This is a genomic window from Aeromonas sp. S8(2024), from assembly GCF_041403085.1.
Taxonomy (GTDB): Bacteria; Pseudomonadota; Gammaproteobacteria; order Enterobacterales; family Aeromonadaceae; genus Aeromonas; species Aeromonas dhakensis.
Genome location: NZ_JBGLRF010000002.1, coordinates 24603 through 45637, shown reverse-complemented (window position 1 = coordinate 45637; position 21035 = coordinate 24603). Strand labels below are relative to the sequence as shown.

The following is a 21035-nucleotide window of genomic DNA, read 5'->3' as shown; positions in this document are numbered from 1 at the left end:
GTCTCCAAGGCAAAGCACAAGCGCAACCTGCGTGATGGGCGCAGACAACTGGCAATGGACCTGCCACAAACGTCACCCTCACCCTGGGAAGCCCCGCTATCTGGATCGCTCGATCTGAAGACCGGAGGCATTGCGTCCCGGCGTCTCGGCCGGTTTGCCCTTTACCTGGGTTCCGTGAGGAACAAGCCGAGTATAGGAATCAACCAGCCGAGTCTCAATCTTCATTCTCGAGGAAAAATATGTGGATGCCAGCGGGATCACATTTTCGCCAATCGGATGAAATAACAAATTTGTCATTAGTTTCATGCTGTTAGCCAAGTCAAAAAAACCGGCATTGCCCTCATTTGTATCCCCGTAATGTGCGTTGGCTCACTGGTACGACATGCCAGAAATGTGACAATGCGCGCCCTTGGCCAATGCGCCAAGGCTATGGAAACACTGGCAAAAAATAAAAAAGGAACAGATATGAAAGGAACACGTACCCTGCTGTCGCTGGCCGTGGGGATTGCGCTCGCCTCCCCGTCCGTCTATGCCGCCGGCTTCAGCTGCCCGGCCGACAACGACCTCACCCCGATCCCGGTCATTCAGGGCAGCGGTGACAAGAGCCCGCTCATTCCCGCCGACAAGTTCGAAAGCCCCCAGAGCGTCATGGTCAAGGCGGTGGTCTCGGGTCTGGGCGAAAGCCTCAACAAGGGGTTCTACCTGCTGGATGTGCAGGGCGATGGCAACCCCCAGACCTCGGACGGCATCTTCGTCTACCTCAACGACAAAAACTTCGCCAGCAAGTATCCGGACATCAAGCCGGGCGCCGAAGTCTGCCTGGAGGCCAAGGTCGAGGAGTATTACGGCCATACCCAACTCAAGCCTCTGACTGACAGCGGCACCCCGCGCCTGCAGGTGATCGCCCAGGGCGCAGCCCCGGCCGCCATCCCGCTGCGGGTGCTGGAAAACGAGACCCTGGCCCGGGCGCTGGAGCGCCACGAAGGGATGCGGGTACGCCTCGATGCCGACAGCGCGCTCAAAATCAGCCGCAACTTCAGCTATGACTACGCCGCCCGACGCAACAACCTGGTGCTCTCCCACCAGGCGCCGCTGATGAAGCCGACCCAGCTGCACGACGCCGACAGCAAGGCCGCCAAGGCGCTGGCCAAGGCCAACGCCGGCAACCGGGTATTCCTCGAATCGGACTTCAAGGCCGCCGACGGCAAACTGCCCTGGCTGCCGGCCTGGGAGCCGGAGCAGGGTTACCTGCGCATCGGCGATGCCCCGGTCAATCTGGACGCCATGGTGGGCTACAGCTACAACGAGTACCGGCTGATCGTGCCACAGGATCAGGTGATCACCGCCGGCGATCTGCTGCGCACCAGCGACAACGACCGCCAGAGCGCCCCGGCCCGTGCCGACGGCACCGATCTGCGCGTCGGCAGCTTCAACGTGCTCAACTACTTCACCAGCCACTCCAGCGTGGGCGGTGCCCTCAACGTGCTGTGCAAGGATCAGGCGGATGCGGACAGCGCCAAGGGCTGCAACCGCGGCGCCAAGAACCTGGAGGACTTCCAGAAGCAGCGCGCCAAGATAGTCAACGCCATCACCGAGATGGATGCCGACCTGCTCGGCCTGATGGAGATGGAGAACAACGGCTTTGACAGCCACTCCGCCATCAGCGACCTGGTACAGGCCCTCAACGCCCAGCAGAAAGAGGCGAGCAAGCAGTACGCCTTCGTCACCCTGCCCAAGGCGCTGCTGCAGGACGAGCACTACTTCGGCGGCGACGCCATCATGGTGGCCATGATCTACCGGCCGGCCAAGCTGGCACCGCAAGGGGACGCCAACGTCATCACCCTGCCGGTGCAGAAATACCTGGATGCCAAAGGGGTCGAGAAACAGGCCTCCCAGCGTGACTCCCTGGTGCAGACCTTCACCGTCGAGGGCAGCAAGGATCCGCTGACCCTGGTGGTCAACCACCTCAAATCCAAGGGCTCAGGCTGCCTGGAGAACCTGGACGGCAAGGAGCCGGCCGATCTGCAGGGCAAGTGCACCGAGTTCCGGGTCAGCGCCGCCAAGGTGCTGGGCGACGCGGTGAGCAAGCTGCCCGGCCAGGTGCTGCTGGTGGGCGACTTCAACTCCTACGCCCGGGAAGATGCGATCCGGGTGCTGACTGACTATGTGCCGACCGACGGCCAGCGCAAGATAGTCTCAGCCTCCCAGACCTTCCTCGGCGACCAGGTCTTTGAGCAGACCGGCAGCGAAGTGGCCAAGAGTTACGGCCTGGTGGACATGAACGTCAAGTTCAACAAGGAGAAGGCCATCTCCTACAGCTACGAGGCCGAGCTCGGCACCCTGGACTATGCCCTCGCCAACCCTGCGCTGGCAGGCAAGGTGATCGCCGTGGCCGACTGGCACATCAACTCGTTCGAGAGCAACCTGTTCGAGTACGGCCGGGACTTCACCGGCGACATGATCAAGTCGGACAATCCGTTCAGTGCCTCCGACCACGACCCCATCATCGTCGACCTCAAGCTGAAAGAGGAGAGCAACGGCGGTGGCGGTGCCATGGGCGCCCTGCTGCTGGCCCTGCTGCCGCTGGCCTGGCGTCGCCGCCACGGCTGATGACCCTTGCCATCAAGCCACAAGCCCGCAGCGATGCGGGCTTTTTTATGGATCGTCGGCACGACCGGTGAACGGAGCGCAAAACAAAAAGGCCACCGCAGTGCGGTGGCCTTTTCTACTTTCATTACGAAATATGGTGGAGCTACGCGGGATCGAACCGCGGACCTCTTGCATGCCATGCAAGCGCTCTCCCAGCTGAGCTATAACCCCGATGTGTATGAGTGACGTTGAGTCACTCTGAATTTGGTGGAGCTACGCGGGATCGAACCGCGGACCTCTTGCATGCCATGCAAGCGCTCTCCCAGCTGAGCTATAACCCCAAATTCGGTACTGAATGAATGGTTCTGGCGGCCAATCATCCTAAATAATGGTGGAGCTACGCGGGATCGAACCGCGGACCTCTTGCATGCCATGCAAGCGCTCTCCCAGCTGAGCTATAACCCCACAAAGGTCGGCCTGGGTGATACACACCGCACTGCCCTGGGTACTTCATTTCAATCAGGAACCTGGTGGAGCTACGCGGGATCGAACCGCGGACCTCTTGCATGCCATGCAAGCGCTCTCCCAGCTGAGCTATAACCCCTTGGATTCCAGATTGTTCGAGGAGAATTTGGTGGAGCTACGCGGGATCGAACCGCGGACCTCTTGCATGCCATGCAAGCGCTCTCCCAGCTGAGCTATAACCCCAACTCACCTCGGCGCTACCAAAGTTATCTCCGGCAACGGAGGCGCATGATAGGCACCGGCCGCTTTGCTGTCAACCCAAAAATAACGGCGATTCGCGCGTTTAGTCAAAATTCAAGCAGTTAGCCGATTTAACCGGCAATGGCACAGCTATCTCGCTGTTTTATGTCACAAAACCTGCCCTTGACCAAAAACAAAGGGCCCCGCACGGGAGCCCTTTTTCAAGCGATGGTTGGCGCTTATTCGGCGGCCATGCGCGCTTCGATATACGCCAGAGCGCGATCGATACGGGCAAGAACCCGCTCCTTGCCCACCAGCGCCATCACGGCGTCGATGGCCGGGGACTGGCCCAGACCGGTCACCGCCACGCGCAGCGGCATACCGACCTTGCCCATGCCCTGACCCAGCTCGGCGGCGGTCGCTTCAATCAGCTCGTGCAGCGCTTCGGTGGTCCAGGTTTCCAGGGCAGCCAGCTTGGCCTTGGCCAGGGTCAGCGGCTCGGCAGCAACGCCGCGCAGGTGCTTCTTGGCAGCCGCTTCGTCGATGGCCTCGTACTCTTCAAACAGATAGCGGCTCTGGGCGGCCATCTCCACCAGGGTATTGCAGCGCTCGGCCAGCAGAGTGACAACTTCTGGCAGTGATGGGCCCTTGCTGGTGTCAATCTTCTGGTTTTCCATGTGCCAGGCCAGATGCTTGGCCACATAGGCCGGATCCAGGCTGCGCATGTAGTGGTTGTTCAGCCACAGCAGCTTGTCGGTGTTGAAGGCGGAGGCAGACTTGGAGATGGCGTCCAGGCTGAACAGCTTGATCATCTCCTCCAGGCTGAAGATCTCCTGATCGCCGTGGGACCAGCCCAGACGCACCAGATAGTTCAGCAGCGCTTCCGGCAGGTAGCCGTCGTCGCGGTACTGCATCACGGAGACAGCACCGTGGCGCTTGGAGAGCTTGGCGCCGTCGTCACCCAGGATCATGGAGACGTGGGCAAACTCAGGCACCGGCGCGTTCAGCGCCTTGTAGATGTTGATCTGGCGCGGGGTGTTGTTGATGTGGTCTTCGCCACGCACCACGTGGGTGATCTCCATATCCCAGTCATCGACCACCACGCAGAAGTTGTAGGTCGGCGCGCCGTCGGTACGGCGGATGATCAGATCGTCCAGCTCGGTGTTGGCGAACTCGATGCGGCCACGGACGTGGTCATCGAACACCACGGAGCCTTCGGTGGGGTTGCGGAAACGGATGACGTGGGGCGCATCGGCCGGATGATCGTGGGCGTGATCACGGCACTTGCCGTCATAGCGGGGCTTCTCGCCATTGGCCATCTGGCCTTCGCGCAGCGCTTCCAGCCGCTCCTTGGAGCAGTAGCACTTGTAGGCGCGGCCGTCTGCCAGCATCTCGTCGATCAGACCGTTGTAGCGATCGAAACGCTTGGTCTGGTAGTAGGGGCCCTCATCCCAGTTCAGCTCCAGCCATTCCATGCCCTCAATGATGGCGTCGATGGCCTCCTGAGTGGAACGTTCCAGGTCGGTATCCTCGATACGCAGCACGAACTCACCGCCCTGGTTCTTTGCAAACAACCAGGAATAGAGTGCGGTACGGGCACCGCCGACATGCAAAAAGCCGGTCGGGCTGGGAGCAAAACGGGTTTTGACTTTCATCTTTAAGCCTTGTGTAGAGGGCCTTGGGCCAATTCGTTAAAAAAACCGTCGCATTTTAGCACCGACAATGACGGATGGGAAAACCATGGCGCTGCCACGAGCCAAAGTAGGGGGAACAAAGCACCGGTCCGCCCCCTTGCCACCTGATGTTTGAAGGGGATCGCAAAACAAAATCCCCGTTTCCTATTTGCTATGCAAAGTGTTGGAGAGCTGCCTCCTCCGGCCGATATTCAAATAACGCTCACCAACAAGGAAGAGACGATGCAGTTCCGTTCTATCCAGAATCGCATTCTGGTGATGGCCGGGATCGCCATGACCGCCGCCCTGGTCATCCTGATCCTGCTCAACCAGTACTCGGGTCAACAGACCCAGAAGCTGACCATCAGCTCCAGCCGCGCCGCCCTGCAGCAGGAGGCCTGGCAGAAGGTCAGCGCCAACGCCCGTGCCGAGGCCGCCACCATCACCCAGTTGCTGCAAAAGGGGCTCTCCTATACCCAGCAGATGGCCAGCGCCCTCGCCCTGCAGCAGGAGGGCAAGCTGCCGCTGGATCGCCAGCAGGCCACCGACCTGCTCAAGGCCCAGCTCGCCCTCGAACCCCAGCTCTACGGCGCCTTCGCCGGCTTCGAGCCCAACGGCTTCGATGGCCAGGATGCCAGCTTCGCCGGCCAGACGGCGCTGGGTAGCGACAGCAAGGGGCGCTTCGTCCCCTACTTCTATCGTGACAAAGACCAGGTCGGCACCGATTTGCTGCTCTCCGTCGAGAAGAGCGATCCGGATGAATTCGGCAATCCGGCCAACGACTACTACGCCTGCCCGAAACGGGAGGGGCGCTCCTGCCTCATCGACCCCTTCAAGGTGGACATCAACGGCCAGCAGGTGCTGGTGAGCACCATCACTACCCCCATCATGGTGGGCGGCCAGTTCAAGGGGATCGCCGCGCTCGATCTGGCGGTGGACTCCATCAGCCGTCAGGCCCAGTCCCTCAACAGCAACATCTATGACGGCAAGGGCGAGACCCTGATCGTCAGCGCCGCCGGCGTCATCACCGGCACCAGCGGCGATGCCAGCCTGCTCGGCAGCCGCGCCGACAAGCTGCTCGGCAACGGCTGGCAGCAGTACCTCAAACCCGAGGTACAGCGCCAGGAGCTCGACGATGCGTTCCGGATCTCGGTGCCCATCGCGGTGCCGGGCATGAGCCGCAACTGGGCCATCATCGTCACCCTGCCCTACAAGGTGGTGTTGGCCGGAGCCGACCAGCTGGAAGCCCAGCTGAGCGACATGAACCGGGCCGCCATGACCCAGCAACTGGTGGGCGCCGTCGTCGTGCTGGTGCTGGCGCTGGCCACCATGCTGGTCATTGCCCGCAGCATCACAGGCCCCATCCGCCAGATGGTGAGCCTGGTGGATGACATCGCCGATGGCGAGGGGGATCTCACCAAGCGGCTCAATACCCAGTCCCAGGATGAATTGGGGGATTTGGCCAAGGGCATCAACCGCTTCATCGACAAGCTGCAGGTGCTGCTGGGGGATGTGCTCAAGACCGCCAGCGAGGTGAACCGTCACGCCGGCGACACCGACCGCATCGCCGGCCAGACCGACAACAACCTGCAGCACCACCAGGCGGAGATGGAACAGATGCTGACCGCGGTGCAGGAGATGTCCTACGTCAGCCAGGAGGTGGCGACCCACGCCAACAACACCGCCGACTCCGCAAAACAGGCTCAGGGCGCGGCGGACCAGGGCAAGGTACGCTTCCAGCAGGTGATCCAGTCGATGCACAAGGTGGCCGCCGAAGCCGGCAAGGGCGCCGAGGTGGTGGAAGGGCTGGCTCACGACAGCGAGCAGATCACCAGCATCCTCACCGTCATTCAGGGCATTGCCGATCAGACCAACCTGCTGGCGCTCAACGCCGCCATCGAGGCGGCCCGGGCCGGCGAGCAGGGCCGCGGCTTTGCGGTGGTGGCCGACGAGGTGCGCAAGCTGGCGGGCAACACCCAGCAGGCGGTACAGAATACCCAGGAGCTGATCGAGAAGATCCGCCACAGCTCGGCCAACGCGGTCAACGCCATCAACCAGAGCCAGCAGCTGACCCATCAGGCGGTAGGGGAAGCAGATCTGGCAGAAGAGGCGCTCGGCAGCATCTATCAGGCCATCTCCACCATCAACGACATGACCTACCAGATCGCCTCCGCCGCCGAGGAGCAGAGCTCGGTCTCCGAGACCGTCTCCGGCAATCTGTCAAAAACCAACGCACTGGCCAACGACATCGCCCAGGATGCCACCGAGACGGCCAAAGCCAGCCAGGCATTGCGTCAGGCGGCCGAGCGTTTACAGCAATTGTTGGGACAATTTCGTCTCAGCTGATAATTTTCACGGTCAGGACTCTCCCCCTCGGGGGCGAGTCCGTTTACCATAGGCACGAATTTGCCTGATGGCAGGCAATGTAGTGAGAGGTAAATGCCGTGCCCACCCCGGACCGTCGCCCCCGTGGCCACAACAGACGAGCCCAGCAGCGTCGCCAAGACGAATCACAAGGATCCCTGCTCCATCGTATCAATGCCGCTACCCTGCCCCTGCGCCAACGCATCGGCCAGGGCATGAGCGGACTTGGCCAACGCGGCCAGGAACCCAGGACTGGCAAGTTCAAACTGGCCAGCCCGCTGCCCCGCAAGCACACCATAGGGCTGCTGATCCTGATCCCGCTCTGGCTGCTGGTACTGGCCTGGGAACCCGCCCCGACCGAACCCAAGGCGGCGCCGTCCGGTTCGCTGACGGTGCCCATCGCCGTACCGGCCCAGGCCCTCACCGTGGGCAACGGCGCCAGCGGCAATGCCCCCGCCGCGGCCAAACCGGTTGAAGAGAAGGTCAACGGCACCTGGCTGCAACACGATGTGCAGGCCGGTGAAACCCTCTACTCCATCTTCCGCAAGTTCGAGCTGCCGGGTGCCGAGCTGAGCCGCCTCATTGCCATCGAAGGGCCGGATCGCCCACTGACCCGCCTGCAGTCCGGTCGCGCCATCTTCATCCTGGTGGACGACACCCGCCGCATCCAGCGGGTCGAGATCCGCTCCTACGGTCAGGCCATCTATCGCTATGACCGACAGGGCGAAGGGTTCGCCCTCAAGGAGTGATGAAACGGGAGGCCTGGCGCCTCCCGTTTTTTTGACCGGTTCCCGTGAAACAAGCTACTGACTTCACAATATTTTTAGCTTGCTCAAAAAATGAAAAGTGCCAAATTGACAAGGGATCGTGCTCACGTACAATCGTTTGTGCTTTAGACAGGGATTGTGCTACATGCTACTGGGACAAATTGACGTGGTCAGTCATGCTTCAACCCCTGCTTTCTAGGCAAATGCTGCCCAACCAGGCTTAGTTTCATTTTGTTATAGATAGGACTTACCACATGTCTGACATTCGCACCGGCCAAGTAAAATGGTTCAATGAGACCAAGGGTTTTGGCTTTATCGAGCAATCCCAGGGACCGGACGTTTTCGTTCACTTCTCCTCCATCCAGAGCGCCGGTTTCAAGACCCTGGCTGAAGGTCAAAAAGTACAGTTCACTGTGACCCAGGGCAAAAAAGGTCCTCAGGCTGAGAACGTTACAGTTATCTAAGCCAGCGCCAGTGAGCCGGTAGGAGGAGCCATCGCCCCTCCTATTTTTTTGCCTGCCATTTCCCCTTCCCCGCCACGATCATCAACCTGCCCGCAGCAGCAACAGCCCTTCCCGCCCTTGTGTACGACACGAGTACAGCAAACATGGCTTTGATCTGGCTGAACGCCGGATACGACAAATCATCGCAGCGCGATGTGATGGGCAATTCAAAGGGATGATGAGGACTTCGAAGAGAGATTGGAGCGGGAAACGAGACTCGAACTCGCGACCCCAGCCTTGGCAAGCGCGGATCATGCTCTACCAACTGAATGTGGCAGTGATTGTATTGAGCAACTGGATTCGTGAACTTGGGGGAGAGAGATTGAATTTGAAGAGAGATTGGAGCGGGAAACGAGACTCGAACTCGCGACCCCGACCTTGGCAAGGTCGTGCTCTACCAACTGAGCTATTCCCGCAACAGGATGTCATCTGCAAGTGATTGGAGCGGGAAACGAGACTCGAACTCGCGACCCCGACCTTGGCAAGGTCGTGCTCTACCAACTGAGCTATTCCCGCATCGGAATATCACTTACAAATTTTTGGAGCGGGAAACGAGACTCGAACTCGCGACCCCGACCTTGGCAAGGTCGTGCTCTACCAACTGAGCTATTCCCGCAACATTAGGTTGTCTTGAGGCTGGCTGATGATTGGAGCGGGAAACGAGACTCGAACTCGCGACCCCGACCTTGGCAAGGTCGTGCTCTACCAACTGAGCTATTCCCGCATCGGGCTGGTTTGCACCAGTGTCATCATCAGATTTTGGAGCGGGAAACGAGACTCGAACTCGCGACCCCGACCTTGGCAAGGTCGTGCTCTACCAACTGAGCTATTCCCGCAACTACCTTAAAACAGGCCGTACAGCATTTGGTTGCTTGCGCTACTGTACGGGAGCCGAATTATAAGAGCAGTCATTCCAATTGCAAGGGCTTTTTTGTCTGGTTGCGCGCGTTCGCTCAAAAGCTGGTCGAACTGTCGATTTTAGCAACCAGAGCGGGGCAATCCCTTGCCTGGGCGTCAGATCTTGAAGACGTGGCTGCGGTAAAACTGCAGTTCGGCAATGGATTCACGGATGTCGTCCAGCGCCTGGTGGGTACCGCTCTTCTTGAACTGATCCAGCAACTCCGGCTGCCAGCGGCGTACCAGCTCCTTGATGGTGCTGACATCGACGTTGCGATAGTGGAAGAAGGCTTCCAGCTCGCTCATGTGCTTGACCATGAAGCGGCGATCCTGGCCAATGCTGTTGCCGCACAGCGGGCTGGTGCGCTCCGGTACCCACTGGCGAATGAAGTCGAGGGTCTCGGCGACGGCTTTCGCCTCGTCGTGCTGGCTCGCCTTGACCCGGGCCACCAGACCGCTCTTGGTATGAGTGTTGACGTTCCAGTCGTCCATCTTGCCCAGCTCTTCGTCGCTCTGGTGGATGGCGATGACCGGCCCTTCGGCCAGCACGTTCAGGTCCTTGTCGGTGACGATGGTGGCAATCTCCAGTACCACGTTTTCTTCAGGGTCGAGGCCCGTCATCTCCATGTCGATCCATACCAGGTTCTGCGCGCTGACTGTCATGATTGCTCTCTCTATTGGGAGGAATGGCGGAATTTTGCCAATTTGCATGTATCATACTGGCTTTGGATCTGTTCATAAACTGGCGAATCGAGTGGCAAAGAAAGCAAAACTCAATCTGGGTCAACAAAGGCGCGTCCAGGCCAACCGCGAGCGTCGGCTGCAAAAAGAGCACACCACAGAGGTGGATGACACCCTGTTCGGGCCGGCCATCGAAGGGGTGGTGATCAGCCGTTTTGGTCAGCACGCAGACGTCGAAGCGAGCGATGGCACCATCCACCGCAGCAACCTGCGGCGCAGCAGCATCAGCAGCCTGGTGTGCGGCGACAAGGTGGTGTGGCGTCCCGGCCTCAATGCCGCGACCGCCGGCGTCATCGAGGCGGTGCACCCGCGTCACTCGGTGCTGACCCGGCCGGACTTCTACGACGGGGTCAAACCCATCGCCGCCAACATCGACCAGATCATCATCGTCTCGGCGGTGATGCCCGAGTTCTCCACCAACATCGTCGACCGCTATCTGGTGGCTGCGGAGGATGTGGAGATCCGCCCCCTGATCGTGCTGAACAAGGTTGACATGCTCGATGATGCCGCCCGCGCCCGCATCGAGCGCCAGCTCGAAACCTACCGCAAGCTCAATTACGAGGTGCTGCTGGTGAGCTGCGAGAGCGGCGAAGGGCTCGATGAGCTGAAAGCCGCCCTGACCGACAAGATCAGCATCTTCGTCGGCCAGTCCGGGGTCGGCAAGTCGTCGCTCACCAATGCCCTGATGCCGGGGCTGGATGTGCTCACCGGCGAGATCTCCGAAAACTCGGGGCTCGGCCAGCACACCACCACCACGGCGCGGCTCTACCACTTCCCGAGCGGCGGCGATCTCATCGACTCCCCCGGGATCCGCGAGTTCGCCCTCTGGCATCTGGAAGCCGACCGTATCACCTGGTGCTTCGTCGAGTTCCGCGATTATCTGGGTGGTTGCAAGTTCCGCGACTGTACCCACAAGGACGATCCCGGCTGCGCCCTGCGCGCCGCGGTCGAAGCGGGCGCCATCAGCGCCGATCGCTTCCACAACTATCACCGCATCCTGGAAACCATGCAGGAAGCCCGTCACGGTCGCCAACAGGCACGCCTGTGACCCTGTTTAACCTACGTTGATGATGAACATGAGCATTACTGACAACCTGAAAATTGCCGGTCAATACTGTCTGCCCAAACACGCCCTCTCCCGCCTGGTGGGCAAGCTTGCCGCCGCCGAAGCGGGCAACCTCACCACCAGGGTGATCGAGGCCTTTATCAAGCAGTACCAGGTCGACATGAGCGAGGCGCTGCACGAGAGCCCTGCCCACTACAAGAGCTTCAACGAGTTCTTCACCCGCGAACTCAAGCCCGGTATTCGCCCCCTGGTGGAAGACGCCATGACCCTGGCCCTGCCGGTGGATGGCACCGTCAGCCAGCTCGGTCCGATCCGGCAGGGCCGCATCATCCAGGCCAAGGGCCACGACTACAGCGCCCGCGAGCTGCTGGGCGGTTATGAGGATCTGGTGGCGCCGTTCAAGGATGGCGACTTCGCCACCATCTACCTGGCACCCAAGGATTATCACCGCATCCACATGCCGCTGGATGGCGTGCTGGAGAGCATGGTGTTCGTGCCAGGGGATCTCTTCTCCGTCAACCCGCTCACCGCCGAGAACGTGCCCAACCTGTTTGCCCGCAACGAGCGGGTGGTGGCCACCTTCCGCACCCCGCACGGCCCCATGGCGCTGGTGCTGGTCGGTGCCACTATCGTCGCCAGCATCGAGACCATCTGGGCCGGCAACATAGCGCCGACCAAAGAGAAGAAGGTGGTGCGCTGGGACTACACAGGCGACGAGGCCATCACCCTGCAAAAAGGCGCCGAGATGGGGCTGTTCAAGCTGGGCAGTACCGTGGTCTGCCTGTTTGGTCCGGGCATGCTGGCCGGTTTCGAGCCCCATCTGGCCAACGGGGTCACCACCCGCATGGGTCAACCCTTTGCCAAGCTGGCGGAGCAGGCATGAGCGATCAACCCGCTTCCCAGAAGAACAACCCGCTGCACGGGCTGACGCTGGAAGCCATCGTCACCGCCCTGGTCGAACACTACGGCTGGGAAAAACTGGGGCAGGAGATCAATATCCGCTGCTTTACCCAGGATCCCAGCATCAAATCCAGCCTGAAATTCTTGCGAAAAACTCCCTGGGCACGGGAAAAGGTCGAGAGCCTCTATCTGTACGTCCAGCGCAAGCAGGCCAAAGCAAAGGAATAACGCCATGGCGTTCAAGATTACCTACACCTACGGCAAGAAAACCAAAGAGATCGGCTACGCCAACGACAAGTTCAACAGCATCTACGATGCCATTGCCGCTGCCGAGGGGATCAACCTGACCAGCTTCCACGCCATGGAGGAGCAGCTGGCCCAGGTATGCCGGCGCGACAAGAAGAGCGTGAAGGATTACCGGGAGAACTACTTCAAGGAGCTGGGCTTCTCCAACATCGTCATCGAGCGGGATGCCAAGGAGTAACCATGCGTACCTTGACCCTGATGGCCGCCTCCCTGCTGCTGGCGGCCTGCAGTACCCCGGAACAACACCTGGTCGGCAATGATCAGGATGTCCACGGCTGCCGTGCCAGCGCCGGTTATCAGTGGTCAGCCCTGACCAGGCAGTGCGTACGGCTGTTCGAGCAGGGCATTCGGCTCAATCCGACCGATGCCGGCCAGACCGGCAGCGCCTTCGTGCTGTTCAACGCCGATCAGAGCCAGGCCGAGCTGACCCTGCCGAGCGGCGAGCAACACCTGCTCACCCGCCAAGGCGCAGAAGGCAACTGGTCGTGGCAAGGCAGCGGCTACACCCTCTTCCCGTGGAAGGGATATGTGCTCAAAGCCGGCGAGCAGACGCTGTTTCACGGCGACGTCGCCCGCTAAGCCACCCGACTCTATCCAACCCCCGGCCCTGCCGGGGGTTGTTTTTGCGGCTATCAACAGCGGCCCGCATGCCCCCTTCCACCAGGCCGGAAACAAAAAACCCCGTTGCAGGCAACGGGGTTTTTGCTGGCACTCGGCGCAACCTTAGTTGGCGAGGGTGGAGAACAGGCTCTGTTCCAGGCTGCCGCGAGAGACGCACACCGGGGTGATGGAAGGAGCCGGTACCCGCTCGCCGGAGGACTCGACGAAGTAGAGCTGGGTGTTGCCCTTGACGTTGACGGTGGCCACGCTGTTGTTGCCGCTCTGGGTGATGATCAGGTTGATCTGCAGGTTGGGGTTGCCCAGTGCGACCTTGGAGCCCATGGTACCGCAGTCCAGCCACTCCAGACCGTCGGCCGAATTCTCGACGTTGGCGGTCATCAGGCCGGAGCCACGCTGGCTGTTTTCGATGTTAAGGCCATGATCGCCAAACCACTTCTCGGCGCGGGCCCACACCAGATCCACCGGGATCTGCATCTCCTGGGTGTTGTTGGTCGCCTTGGCTACCGGCGGGGTATAGCGGTACTGCTCGCCGCCATTGTTGTCGCTGGCACAACCGGCCATCAACAGGGCCAGTGCTACTCCCACTATCTTTTTCATGCTGCTTCTCTCATCCATATAATCCGGCCCTCGGCCGACCGGCGGCTATTATGGCGGCAGCGACACAGACTGTCAGCAGGGATCGGCAGAAATGAGTCAGCCTTAACCCAAGCTTTACAAAACCAGCCTGCTATCATAGATTTGCTCGAAATTTCCCCCGTGAGTGTCTGTGTGAACTCCTTGCTCACCCTGCCCCTGCTGCAGCAGATCATCGACCAGCTACCCATGAATATCTTCTGCCGGGATACGGACGGGCGCTACCTGTTTGCCAACCGTGCCTTCACGGAGCAGGCGGGTCTGCCGCTGCCAGCGGATCTCGTCGGCAAGACGGATGCCGACATGCCCTGGGGCGACATCTTTCGGGAAGAGGATCTGCGCCTGCTGGCGGAGGGCAAACCCCTGCTCTATCAGCAGTTGCACTGCAACAACGGCGACGCCACCAGCTGGATGGAGATCCACAAGATCCCGCTCTACGACGAGCAGGGCAAGCCGGTGGCCCTGTTTGGCATGGTCAACGAGATAGATCAGCGCAAGGAGCTGGAGCAGACCTTTCGCCAGCAGCAGCTGCTGCAACGCCGCCTGCTGGACGCCATCCCGGATCCGATCCGGCTGGAAGACCATCAGGGGCTGCTGATCGACTGCAACCAGGCCTTTCTCGACTTCATGGGGATGGCAGCCAGCGAGGCCCTCGGCCAGCGGGTGGCTCACCGCCTCTCCACCGAACTGCCGATGGGACGGGGTGAATACTGCCTGGTGGATGCCAACGGCCAGGGCCGCCATCTGGAGGTGACCCGGGTCGAGGTGCCGGACGACGAGGGCAACTCCCTCGGCATCCTCACCCTGAGCCGCGACATCACCGGGCTGCGCACCACCCAGGCCCAGTTGCAGCAGGAGCAGCACTACGACAGCCTGACCGGCCTGCTCAAGCTCTCCCACTTTCTGCAGACCAGCCGTCACCTCGGCGCCCGCAAGGCGAGCCTGGTGCTGGTCGACCTGCAACACTTTCGCGAGATCAACGACCGCTTCGGCATCCGGGTCGCCGACCGCCTGCTCAGCCAGGTGGCCCGTCGCCTGCAGCAGCTGGCTCCGCCCCAGTCGCTGGTGTGCCGGGTCGCCGCCGACGACTTTGCCATGCTGCTGCCCGAACTGAACGAGCCGCTGGCCAACTGGAGCAGCCGTTTGCAGGGGGCGCTGATGGTCCCCTACCAGGTGGAAGAGCACAGGATCCAGATCCCGGTGTTCCTCGGCATCGCCCACGGCAAGGCCAACGATGCCGAACGGCTGCTGAGCCACGCCGAGGCTGCCCTGGCCCAGGGCAAACGCCAACAGCAGCACTGCACCCTGTTCGACCCCGAACTCGATGCCAAGCTCAAGCGTCGCCAGCTCATCGCGGCCCAGTTGCCGCTCGCCATCAAGTCCGGCCAGCTGACCGCCGTCTACCAGCCCATCATCAGCACCCGCACCAGCCAGCTGCACGGGGCCGAGCTGCTCTGCCGCTGGCCCCATCCCGAGCTAGGCATGATCTCGCCTGACGAGTTCATCCCGCTGGCGGAAGAGCTGGGACTCATCGGCCTGCTCGGCTGCCACATGCTGGAGCAGGGCTGTGCCCAGCTGGCCCGCTGGCAGGCCGATGCGCCGGATCTGGTGCTCTCCATCAACCTGTCGCCGCTGCAATTTCGCGATCCCGAGCTCTGCCCGCAGATCTTCGCCTGCATCGAGCGTCACGGCCTCGCCCCCTGGCAGCTGGAGCTGGAGATCACCGAAGGGGTACTGATGGAGAACGCCGACGAGATAGAGAGCAACCTGGCCTGCCTGATCGAGGCGGGCTTTCAGCTCGCCATCGACGACTTCGGCACCGGCTACTGCAGTCTGGCCTACCTGCCACGACTGCAGGTGGCGACCCTCAAGCTCGACAAAAGCTTCACGCAGGAGCTGGTCACCAACCAGGCCACCACCGCCATCGTGCGCTCCGTCATCGGGCTAGGCCACGAGCTCGGCATCAAGATCACCGCCGAAGGGGTGGAGACGCAAGAGCAGCAGGCGTGGCTGGTGCAGGCCTGCTGCGACCGGTTGCAGGGCTACCTGTTCAGCCGCCCGCTGCCCCCCGCCGAGTTTGCCCGCTGCTACCAGTTGCCACAGGAGTGATGCTCACAACAACAAGGCCACCCGAGGGTGGCCTTGTTGTTTTTGCAAAGCGTGCGTGAGCTGGCGCCTTACTCCTGGAAGTAGGTGCCCCAGCCGTCGTAATCCACACCGTATTTCTCGAGGATGGGCAGCATGGTGGCGATATCCGCCACTATGGTCTCGATGTCCAGCTTGCACTCGACGGTGGCGTCGAAGCAGAAGATGGTGGCGCCGTCATCCAGCTCCATCTCTTCGGCATCGGTCACTTCGAAACCGGCCTTGAACAGGTCGACCGCCGCCTTCTCCAGCAGATCGAAATCCTGGCAGGCAAAGTGGTGCTCAATCTCGTACTCCAGATCCGGGTTGCTGCCATCGGCCAGCAACTCGTTGACGATGGCGGTGGTCTCTTCGCGCCACTCTTGCATATCAAGACTCATATTAACCCCAGATGCGACTGTGTTGTTATCAAATGCCAGCGCGGACGGTGCCATCTCGGCCATCTGCCGCCCCGCAGGCCCGGTTGCGGCAAAGCATACTCGCACAGCCCATCCGGCTCAATGCGGCAGACCAAGATAAGCCGTCGTCGGCAGCCACCCCAAATGGGGTGCCATCACAAAAGGTTAATAAAGGGTAATCTGCCGCCAAAACAGGATTGCTCCATATGGAGCTTTGCTCGAATGTGTCAAAACCACGCGACAGCGCCAGCAAGCCGTTTGAAATCAGCAGGATCCACCAGCAGCGCGACGGTGACAAGGTCATTCACGGAGTGTATCAAGGGACGCGGGCAATCCATCGCCCGTACGGAAAGAGGAGCCAGTGAGGCTCCCTTTTTATCATGTGAAGGAGCACATAGATAATGCCTAAAAAAACAATAATGAGCCTGCTTGTCGGCTCAACCCTTATGATTGGAAACCACGCCATGGCCGCCCCGGTCCACGGTCCGTTCGATGCCCCCCTGGCCGATGAGGTGAAGGTGCTGGAGATGCTCAAGAAGAGCGGCCGCATCCCGACCCTGGCCTCCCCCGAGCAGGAGCAGGCGGCCCTCGCCAGCTACTATCGCGAGAAGTCGCTGGCCTATCAGGGCAACAGCGGTACCCTGGCGGTGAAAGAGGGCAAGGTGCGCGAGACCATCCTCAAGAAGATCCGCCTCAACGGCACCGCCCGTCCCGGCGATCGGGTGCCCACTCTGCTGCTCAAGTCCATCGAGCGGGAGCACTACCAGGGCAAGATGCGCAAGGACAAGATCCTCGCCATCCTTGTGGACTTCCCCGACTACCCGAAGAACAGCATCCGCCCCGAGCTCACCAAGATGTACTACCCGGATTACACCCCGGAGCACTACAACGACCTGCTGTTCTCGTCCAAGGGCTATGCCGGCCCGAACGGCGAGCAGTTCATCTCCATGCGCCAGTTCTACGAGCAGCAGTCCGGCAAGAGCTACAGCGTGCGCGGCCAGGTGGCGGGCTGGTATACCGCCAGCAAGAACGCCGCCTACTACGGCGCCAATGCCACTCCGAACACCATCCGGGAGCTGGTGAAGGAGGCGCTGATCCAGGTGGCGGGCGACCCCTCCATCGATCTGTCCGAGTTTGACCAGGAGGATCGCTACGATCTCAACGGCAACGGCAACCGGGACGAGCCGGACGGCCTCATCGATCACCTGATGATCTTCCACTCCAGCGTCGGCGAGGAGGCCGGTGGCGGCGATCTCGGCGAAGACGCCATCTGGGCGCACCGCTGGAACCTGGGTGCCCCCTACCCCATCCCGGGCACCAGCAGCCCGAGCCAGAACTTCGGTGGCAAGTTTGCCGCCTACGACTACACCATCCAGCCCATCGATGCGGCGGCCGGGGTCTGTGCCCACGAATATGGCCACGATCTGGGGCTGCCGGACGAGTACGACACCAAGTACACCGGCAAGGGCGAACCGGTGGCGACCTGGTCCATCATGTCCTCCGGCTCCTGGGCCGGGGTCATCGGCGGCACCGAACCAACCGGGTTCTCTGCCTGGGCCAAGGAGTTCCTGCAGGCCTCCCTCGGCGGCAACTGGCTGCACGGCAGCAATGTGCAGCTCGCCGATCTCAGCCCGCGCGGCAACGTCTACATGCTGGATCAGGCCAACGACAAGGGGCGCAACGACGACGTGGTGCGCATCAACCTGCCGGCCAAGCAGATCCCCCTCAACCCGCCCTACGCCGGCCAGTACGAGTATCACGGCGGCAAGGGCAACAACCTCGACAACCGCATGAGCCTCAAGCTGGATCTGAGCGGCAAACAGAGCGCCAGCCTCAACTTCAAGGCCTGGTATCAAATTGAAGAGGGGTACGACTACGCCCGGGTGCTGGTCAACGGTCAGCCCATCGCGGGCAACCTGACCACCAGTGACGATCCCAACGGGGTCGGCTTCGGGGTCGGTATCACCGGCAACTCCAATGGCTGGACCGATGCCGAGTTCGACCTCACCCCCTGGGCCGGTCAGCAGGTCACCCTGACCCTGCAATACCTGAGCGACGGCGGCGTGGCCGAGAACGGGCTGTTCGTGGACGAGCTGCAGATCCTCGCCGATGGCGACACCCTGCTGAGCGACGGTGCCGAGGGCAACTCCCCCTTCACCCTCGCCGGCTTCGTGAAGAGCGACGGCAACGAGGCCAAGGATCACTACTACCTGGCCGAGTGGCGCAACCATGCGGGAGTGGACAAGGGGCTGGCCCACATCAATGTGGCCGACCAGCTGATGCGCTACGAGCCGGGCATGCTGCTCTGGTACGTGGACAACAGCCAGGTCAACAACTGGGTGGGAGTCCACCCGGGTGAGGGCTTCCTCGGGGTGGTGGATGCGGATCAGCGCACCCTCAAGTGGAGCGACGGCGCCGTGGCCGGTACCCGCTACCAGATCCACGACGCCACCTTCAGCCTGGGCTTCCAGCAGCCGCTCAACCTCAAGCACCCGAGCGGCTCCCTGCTGCGCGACTTCTGGATCACCCCGAACCGGGTGTTCAAGGATTCCCGCAGCTACCAGAGCAAGGAGATCCCGGATGCCGGTCGCCTGCTGCCCGAGTACGGGCTCAAGATCAGCGTCACCGGTCAGGCCCGTGACATGAGTACCGGGCGGATCATCGTCAGCCGCCACTGAGCACGACAGCCATGACAAGGGGCCCCAGGGCCCCTTTTTTCATCTGCCGACCCGCCGCCCAGGATGAGAACAGGCCAAACCGCCCAACAAACACCCTGATTGCTCACTTGTCGAGCGAACGATACGACTATCTGCGCCCTGCGGTTGACACATCCGTTCAGAAAGGGTTTAATGCGCGCCGTTGCCCAGATAGCTCAGTCGGTAGAGCAGGGGATTGAAAATCCCCGTGTCGGCGGTTCGATTCCGTCTCTGGGCACCACAATTCCTCCTTAGTTCAGTCGGTAGAACGGCGGACTGTTAATCCGTATGTCACTGGTTCAAGTCCAGTAGGAGGAGCCAAATTTGAAAAGCCCGCTCATCGAGCGGGCTTTTTTCATTCCGGTCAGCTGCCGTTGCAGGTTGCCAGCAGCAGGGTCGCGCCGCAGGTGGCACTGAACAGCAACAAGCCGGTCTGCAGCACACCCTCCGGGTTCACCCGTTTCTCTTTTTTGCGCAATCGTCTCCACCCAGGCTTCATCGCGCCCACCTCATCCTGTTACGACCCCTGCCCCGTCGGCAGGCGAGCCATCTTTGTGCAGCCGGCACGCCACCGTCAACTCCCTTGCCGACAATAAATTCATCACCCTGCGGCCCCCCGTTTTCACTTGGCAACAATGTTAACAATTTGGAAAACCGGCGTGACCCGCTCCTGCGCCAGGGCTATGATGAGGCCGACGATTTTCCTACCCTCAGGGAGACCCCAGATGAGCAGCCCGTTGCGTTACGTGCTGGACGGCATCCATTGCGAGCCCCGCTTCTTCACCGTGCCCCTCGACCACCAGCGACCGGATGAGGAGGAGACCCTCACCCTGTTCGGCCGCACCCTCTGCCGCCAGGACAGGCTGCATGACGATCTGCCCTGGCTGCTGTTCCTGCAGGGTGGGCCCGGCTTTGGTGCCCCGCGCCCGACCGCCGCCAGCGGCTGGATAAAGCGGGCCCTGCAGGAGTTTCGGGTGCTGCTGCTCGATCAGCGCGGCACCGGTCACTCCAGCCCCATCAGCGCCGAGGCGCTGGCCCAGCTCACTGGCCGGCAACAGGCGGAGTATCTCGGCCATTTTCGCGCCGACAGCATAGTGCGCGACGCCGAGTACGTTCGCGAAGTGCTGAGCCCGGGTCGCCCCTGGAGCCTGCTCGGCCAGAGCTTCGGCGGCTTTTGCAGCCTCACCTACCTCTCCCTGTTCCCAGGCAGCCTGCACGAGGTCTACCTCACCGGCGGGGTGGCCCCCATCGGTCGCAGCGCAGACGAGGTCTACCGCGCCACCTACCAGCGGGTGGCAGACAAGAACCGCGCCTTCTTCGCCCGCTTCCCCCATGCCCAGGCCATCGCCAACCGGCTGGCCAACCACCTGCACAGCCACGAGGTGCGCCTGCCCAACGGCCAGCGCCTGACGGTGGAGCAGTTGCAGCAGCAGGGGCTGGATCTGGGTGCCAGCGGCGCCTTCGAGGAGCTCTACTACCTGCTGGAGGACGCCTTCATCGGCGAGCGGCTCAACCCCGCCTTCCTCTATCAGCTGCAGGCGATGCAGCCGTTCAACACCAACCCGGTGTTCGCCATCCTGCACGAGTCCATCTATTGCGAAGGGAGCGCCAGCAACTGGGCGGCCGAGCGGGTCAGGGGCGAGTTCCCGGCCCTGGCCTGGGCGCCGGGCAAGGATTTCGCCTTCACCGGCGAGATGATCTTCCCCTGGATGTTCGAGCAGTTCCGCGAGCTCATCCCGCTGAAGGAAGCCGCCCATCTGCTGGCCAAGAAGGCCGATTGGGGCCCCCTCTACGACCCGGCGCAGCTGGCCCGCAACCGGGTGCCGGTGGCCTGCGCCGTCTATGCCGAGGACATGTACGTGGAGTTCGACTACAGCCGCGACACCCTCAAGGGGCTTGGCAACAGCCGCGCCTGGATCACCAACGAGTACGAGCACAACGGCCTGCGGGTCGATGGCGAGCAGATCCTGGACCGGCTCATCCGCATGAATCGGGATCGCTGATCCCGCCGGGCTCGCGCCCGCAGCAAGA

General features: G+C 61.6%; 16 protein-coding genes, 12 tRNA genes and 1 riboswitch. Of the genes, 14 read left to right on the top strand and 14 right to left on the bottom strand.

The window, feature by feature from the left end:
* Positions 1-83 precede the first annotated feature (83 nt).
* Positions 84-169, bottom strand: a riboswitch (cyclic di-GMP riboswitch).
* Positions 170-465: 296 nt separating this feature from the next.
* Complete coding sequence (locus tag ACB031_RS04805) at positions 466-2610, top strand: ExeM/NucH family extracellular endonuclease (protein WP_371139134.1); 2145 nt, start codon at positions 466-468, stop codon at positions 2608-2610.
* A gap of 134 nt (positions 2611-2744) precedes the next feature.
* Here the strand turns inward: ACB031_RS04805 and ACB031_RS04800 are convergent.
* The 6 genes from ACB031_RS04800 to gltX all read right to left on the bottom strand — a co-directional run bounded on the left by ACB031_RS04800 (position 2745) and on the right by gltX (position 4949).
* Positions 2745-2820, bottom strand: a tRNA-Ala gene (locus ACB031_RS04800).
* A gap of 34 nt (positions 2821-2854) precedes the next feature.
* Positions 2855-2930: transfer RNA gene (locus ACB031_RS04795), tRNA-Ala, on the bottom strand.
* A gap of 48 nt (positions 2931-2978) precedes the next feature.
* Positions 2979-3054: transfer RNA gene (locus ACB031_RS04790), tRNA-Ala, on the bottom strand.
* Between the two features lie 63 nt (positions 3055-3117).
* Positions 3118-3193, bottom strand: a tRNA-Ala gene (locus ACB031_RS04785).
* Between the two features lie 28 nt (positions 3194-3221).
* Positions 3222-3297, bottom strand: a tRNA-Ala gene (locus tag ACB031_RS04780).
* A gap of 236 nt (positions 3298-3533) precedes the next feature.
* A complete protein-coding gene (gene gltX / locus ACB031_RS04775; protein WP_010633012.1) occupies positions 3534-4949 on the bottom strand; it encodes a glutamate--tRNA ligase in 1416 nt (471 codons plus the stop codon).
* Positions 4950-5210: 261 nt separating this feature from the next.
* Here gltX and ACB031_RS04770 point away from each other — a divergent pair, with 261 nt between their 5' ends.
* The 3 genes from ACB031_RS04770 to ACB031_RS04760 all read left to right on the top strand — a co-directional run bounded on the left by ACB031_RS04770 (position 5211) and on the right by ACB031_RS04760 (position 8562).
* Positions 5211-7313 carry a methyl-accepting chemotaxis protein gene (locus ACB031_RS04770; protein ID WP_371139133.1) on the top strand — a complete coding sequence of 701 codons (2103 nt, stop codon included), beginning with the start codon at positions 5211-5213 and terminating at the stop codon, positions 7311-7313.
* A 98-nt stretch (positions 7314-7411) separates the two neighbouring features.
* Complete coding sequence (locus tag ACB031_RS04765; protein WP_005297821.1) at positions 7412-8080, top strand: LysM-like peptidoglycan-binding domain-containing protein; 669 nt, start codon at positions 7412-7414, stop codon at positions 8078-8080.
* Positions 8081-8352: 272 nt separating this feature from the next.
* Positions 8353-8562 carry a cold-shock protein gene (locus tag ACB031_RS04760; protein ID WP_005297820.1) on the top strand — a complete coding sequence of 70 codons (210 nt, stop codon included), beginning with the start codon at positions 8353-8355 and terminating at the stop codon, positions 8560-8562.
* Between the two features lie 379 nt (positions 8563-8941).
* Here the strand turns inward: ACB031_RS04760 and ACB031_RS04755 are convergent.
* The 6 genes from ACB031_RS04755 to orn form a co-directional block, all read right to left on the bottom strand.
* Positions 8942-9017 (bottom strand) — tRNA-Gly (locus ACB031_RS04755).
* 24 nt (positions 9018-9041) lie between these two features.
* Positions 9042-9117: transfer RNA gene (locus tag ACB031_RS04750), tRNA-Gly, on the bottom strand.
* Between the two features lie 24 nt (positions 9118-9141).
* Positions 9142-9217: transfer RNA gene (locus tag ACB031_RS04745), tRNA-Gly, on the bottom strand.
* 32 nt (positions 9218-9249) lie between these two features.
* A tRNA-Gly gene (locus ACB031_RS04740) sits at positions 9250-9325 on the bottom strand.
* A gap of 36 nt (positions 9326-9361) precedes the next feature.
* Positions 9362-9437: transfer RNA gene (locus ACB031_RS04735), tRNA-Gly, on the bottom strand.
* Between the two features lie 178 nt (positions 9438-9615).
* Positions 9616-10161 (bottom strand): oligoribonuclease, encoded by a 546-nt coding sequence (gene orn / locus ACB031_RS04730; protein WP_201891700.1) that lies wholly within the window; start codon positions 10159-10161, stop codon positions 9616-9618.
* Positions 10162-10252: 91 nt separating this feature from the next.
* Here orn and rsgA point away from each other — a divergent pair, with 91 nt between their 5' ends.
* Genes rsgA through ACB031_RS04705 form a run of 5 tightly spaced genes read left to right on the top strand, consistent with a single transcriptional unit; the run spans position 10253 to position 13090 of the window.
* Positions 10253-11287, top strand: a complete 1035-nt coding sequence (gene rsgA, locus ACB031_RS04725; protein WP_041202860.1) for a small ribosomal subunit biogenesis GTPase RsgA — start codon at positions 10253-10255, stop codon at positions 11285-11287.
* Between the two features lie 28 nt (positions 11288-11315).
* Complete coding sequence (gene asd / locus ACB031_RS04720; protein WP_139399214.1) at positions 11316-12188, top strand: archaetidylserine decarboxylase; 873 nt, start codon at positions 11316-11318, stop codon at positions 12186-12188.
* Positions 12185-12433 (top strand): VF530 family DNA-binding protein, encoded by a 249-nt coding sequence (locus ACB031_RS04715; RefSeq protein WP_019839449.1) that lies wholly within the window; start codon positions 12185-12187, stop codon positions 12431-12433. The genes asd and ACB031_RS04715 overlap by 4 nt, the downstream gene beginning before the upstream one ends.
* 4 nt (positions 12434-12437) lie before the next feature.
* Positions 12438-12689 (top strand): DUF2960 domain-containing protein, encoded by a 252-nt coding sequence (locus tag ACB031_RS04710; RefSeq protein ID WP_005297812.1) that lies wholly within the window; start codon positions 12438-12440, stop codon positions 12687-12689.
* Positions 12690-12691: 2 nt separating this feature from the next.
* Positions 12692-13090, top strand: coding sequence for a hypothetical protein (locus ACB031_RS04705; RefSeq protein WP_010633005.1), 399 nt, complete (start codon positions 12692-12694; stop codon positions 13088-13090).
* Positions 13091-13234: 144 nt separating this feature from the next.
* Here the strand turns inward: ACB031_RS04705 and ACB031_RS04700 are convergent, their stop codons facing one another.
* Entirely contained in the window at positions 13235-13729 is a 495-nt protein-coding gene (locus tag ACB031_RS04700) for a hypothetical protein (protein WP_010633004.1), read from the bottom strand.
* 171 nt (positions 13730-13900) lie between these two features.
* Here ACB031_RS04700 and ACB031_RS04695 point away from each other — a divergent pair, with 171 nt between their 5' ends.
* Positions 13901-15874, top strand: coding sequence for a putative bifunctional diguanylate cyclase/phosphodiesterase (locus ACB031_RS04695; protein WP_371139132.1), 1974 nt, complete (start codon positions 13901-13903; stop codon positions 15872-15874).
* Positions 15875-15942: 68 nt separating this feature from the next.
* Here the strand turns inward: ACB031_RS04695 and rraB are convergent, their stop codons facing one another.
* Complete coding sequence (gene rraB, locus ACB031_RS04690; protein ID WP_080628938.1) at positions 15943-16290, bottom strand: ribonuclease E inhibitor RraB; 348 nt, start codon at positions 16288-16290, stop codon at positions 15943-15945.
* A 419-nt stretch (positions 16291-16709) separates the two neighbouring features.
* Between rraB and ACB031_RS04685 the strand changes: the two genes are divergently transcribed.
* The 4 genes from ACB031_RS04685 to ACB031_RS04670 all read left to right on the top strand — a co-directional run bounded on the left by ACB031_RS04685 (position 16710) and on the right by ACB031_RS04670 (position 21007).
* On the top strand, positions 16710-18986 hold the full coding sequence (locus tag ACB031_RS04685) for an immune inhibitor A domain-containing protein (protein WP_371139131.1): 2277 nt from the start codon (positions 16710-16712) through the stop codon (positions 18984-18986).
* A 183-nt stretch (positions 18987-19169) separates the two neighbouring features.
* Positions 19170-19245, top strand: a tRNA-Phe gene (locus tag ACB031_RS04680).
* 4 nt (positions 19246-19249) lie between these two features.
* A tRNA-Asn gene (locus ACB031_RS04675) sits at positions 19250-19325 on the top strand.
* A gap of 404 nt (positions 19326-19729) precedes the next feature.
* A complete protein-coding gene (locus tag ACB031_RS04670) occupies positions 19730-21007 on the top strand; it encodes an alpha/beta hydrolase (RefSeq protein WP_371139130.1) in 1278 nt (425 codons plus the stop codon).
* The last annotated feature ends 28 nt before the right edge of the window (positions 21008-21035 follow it).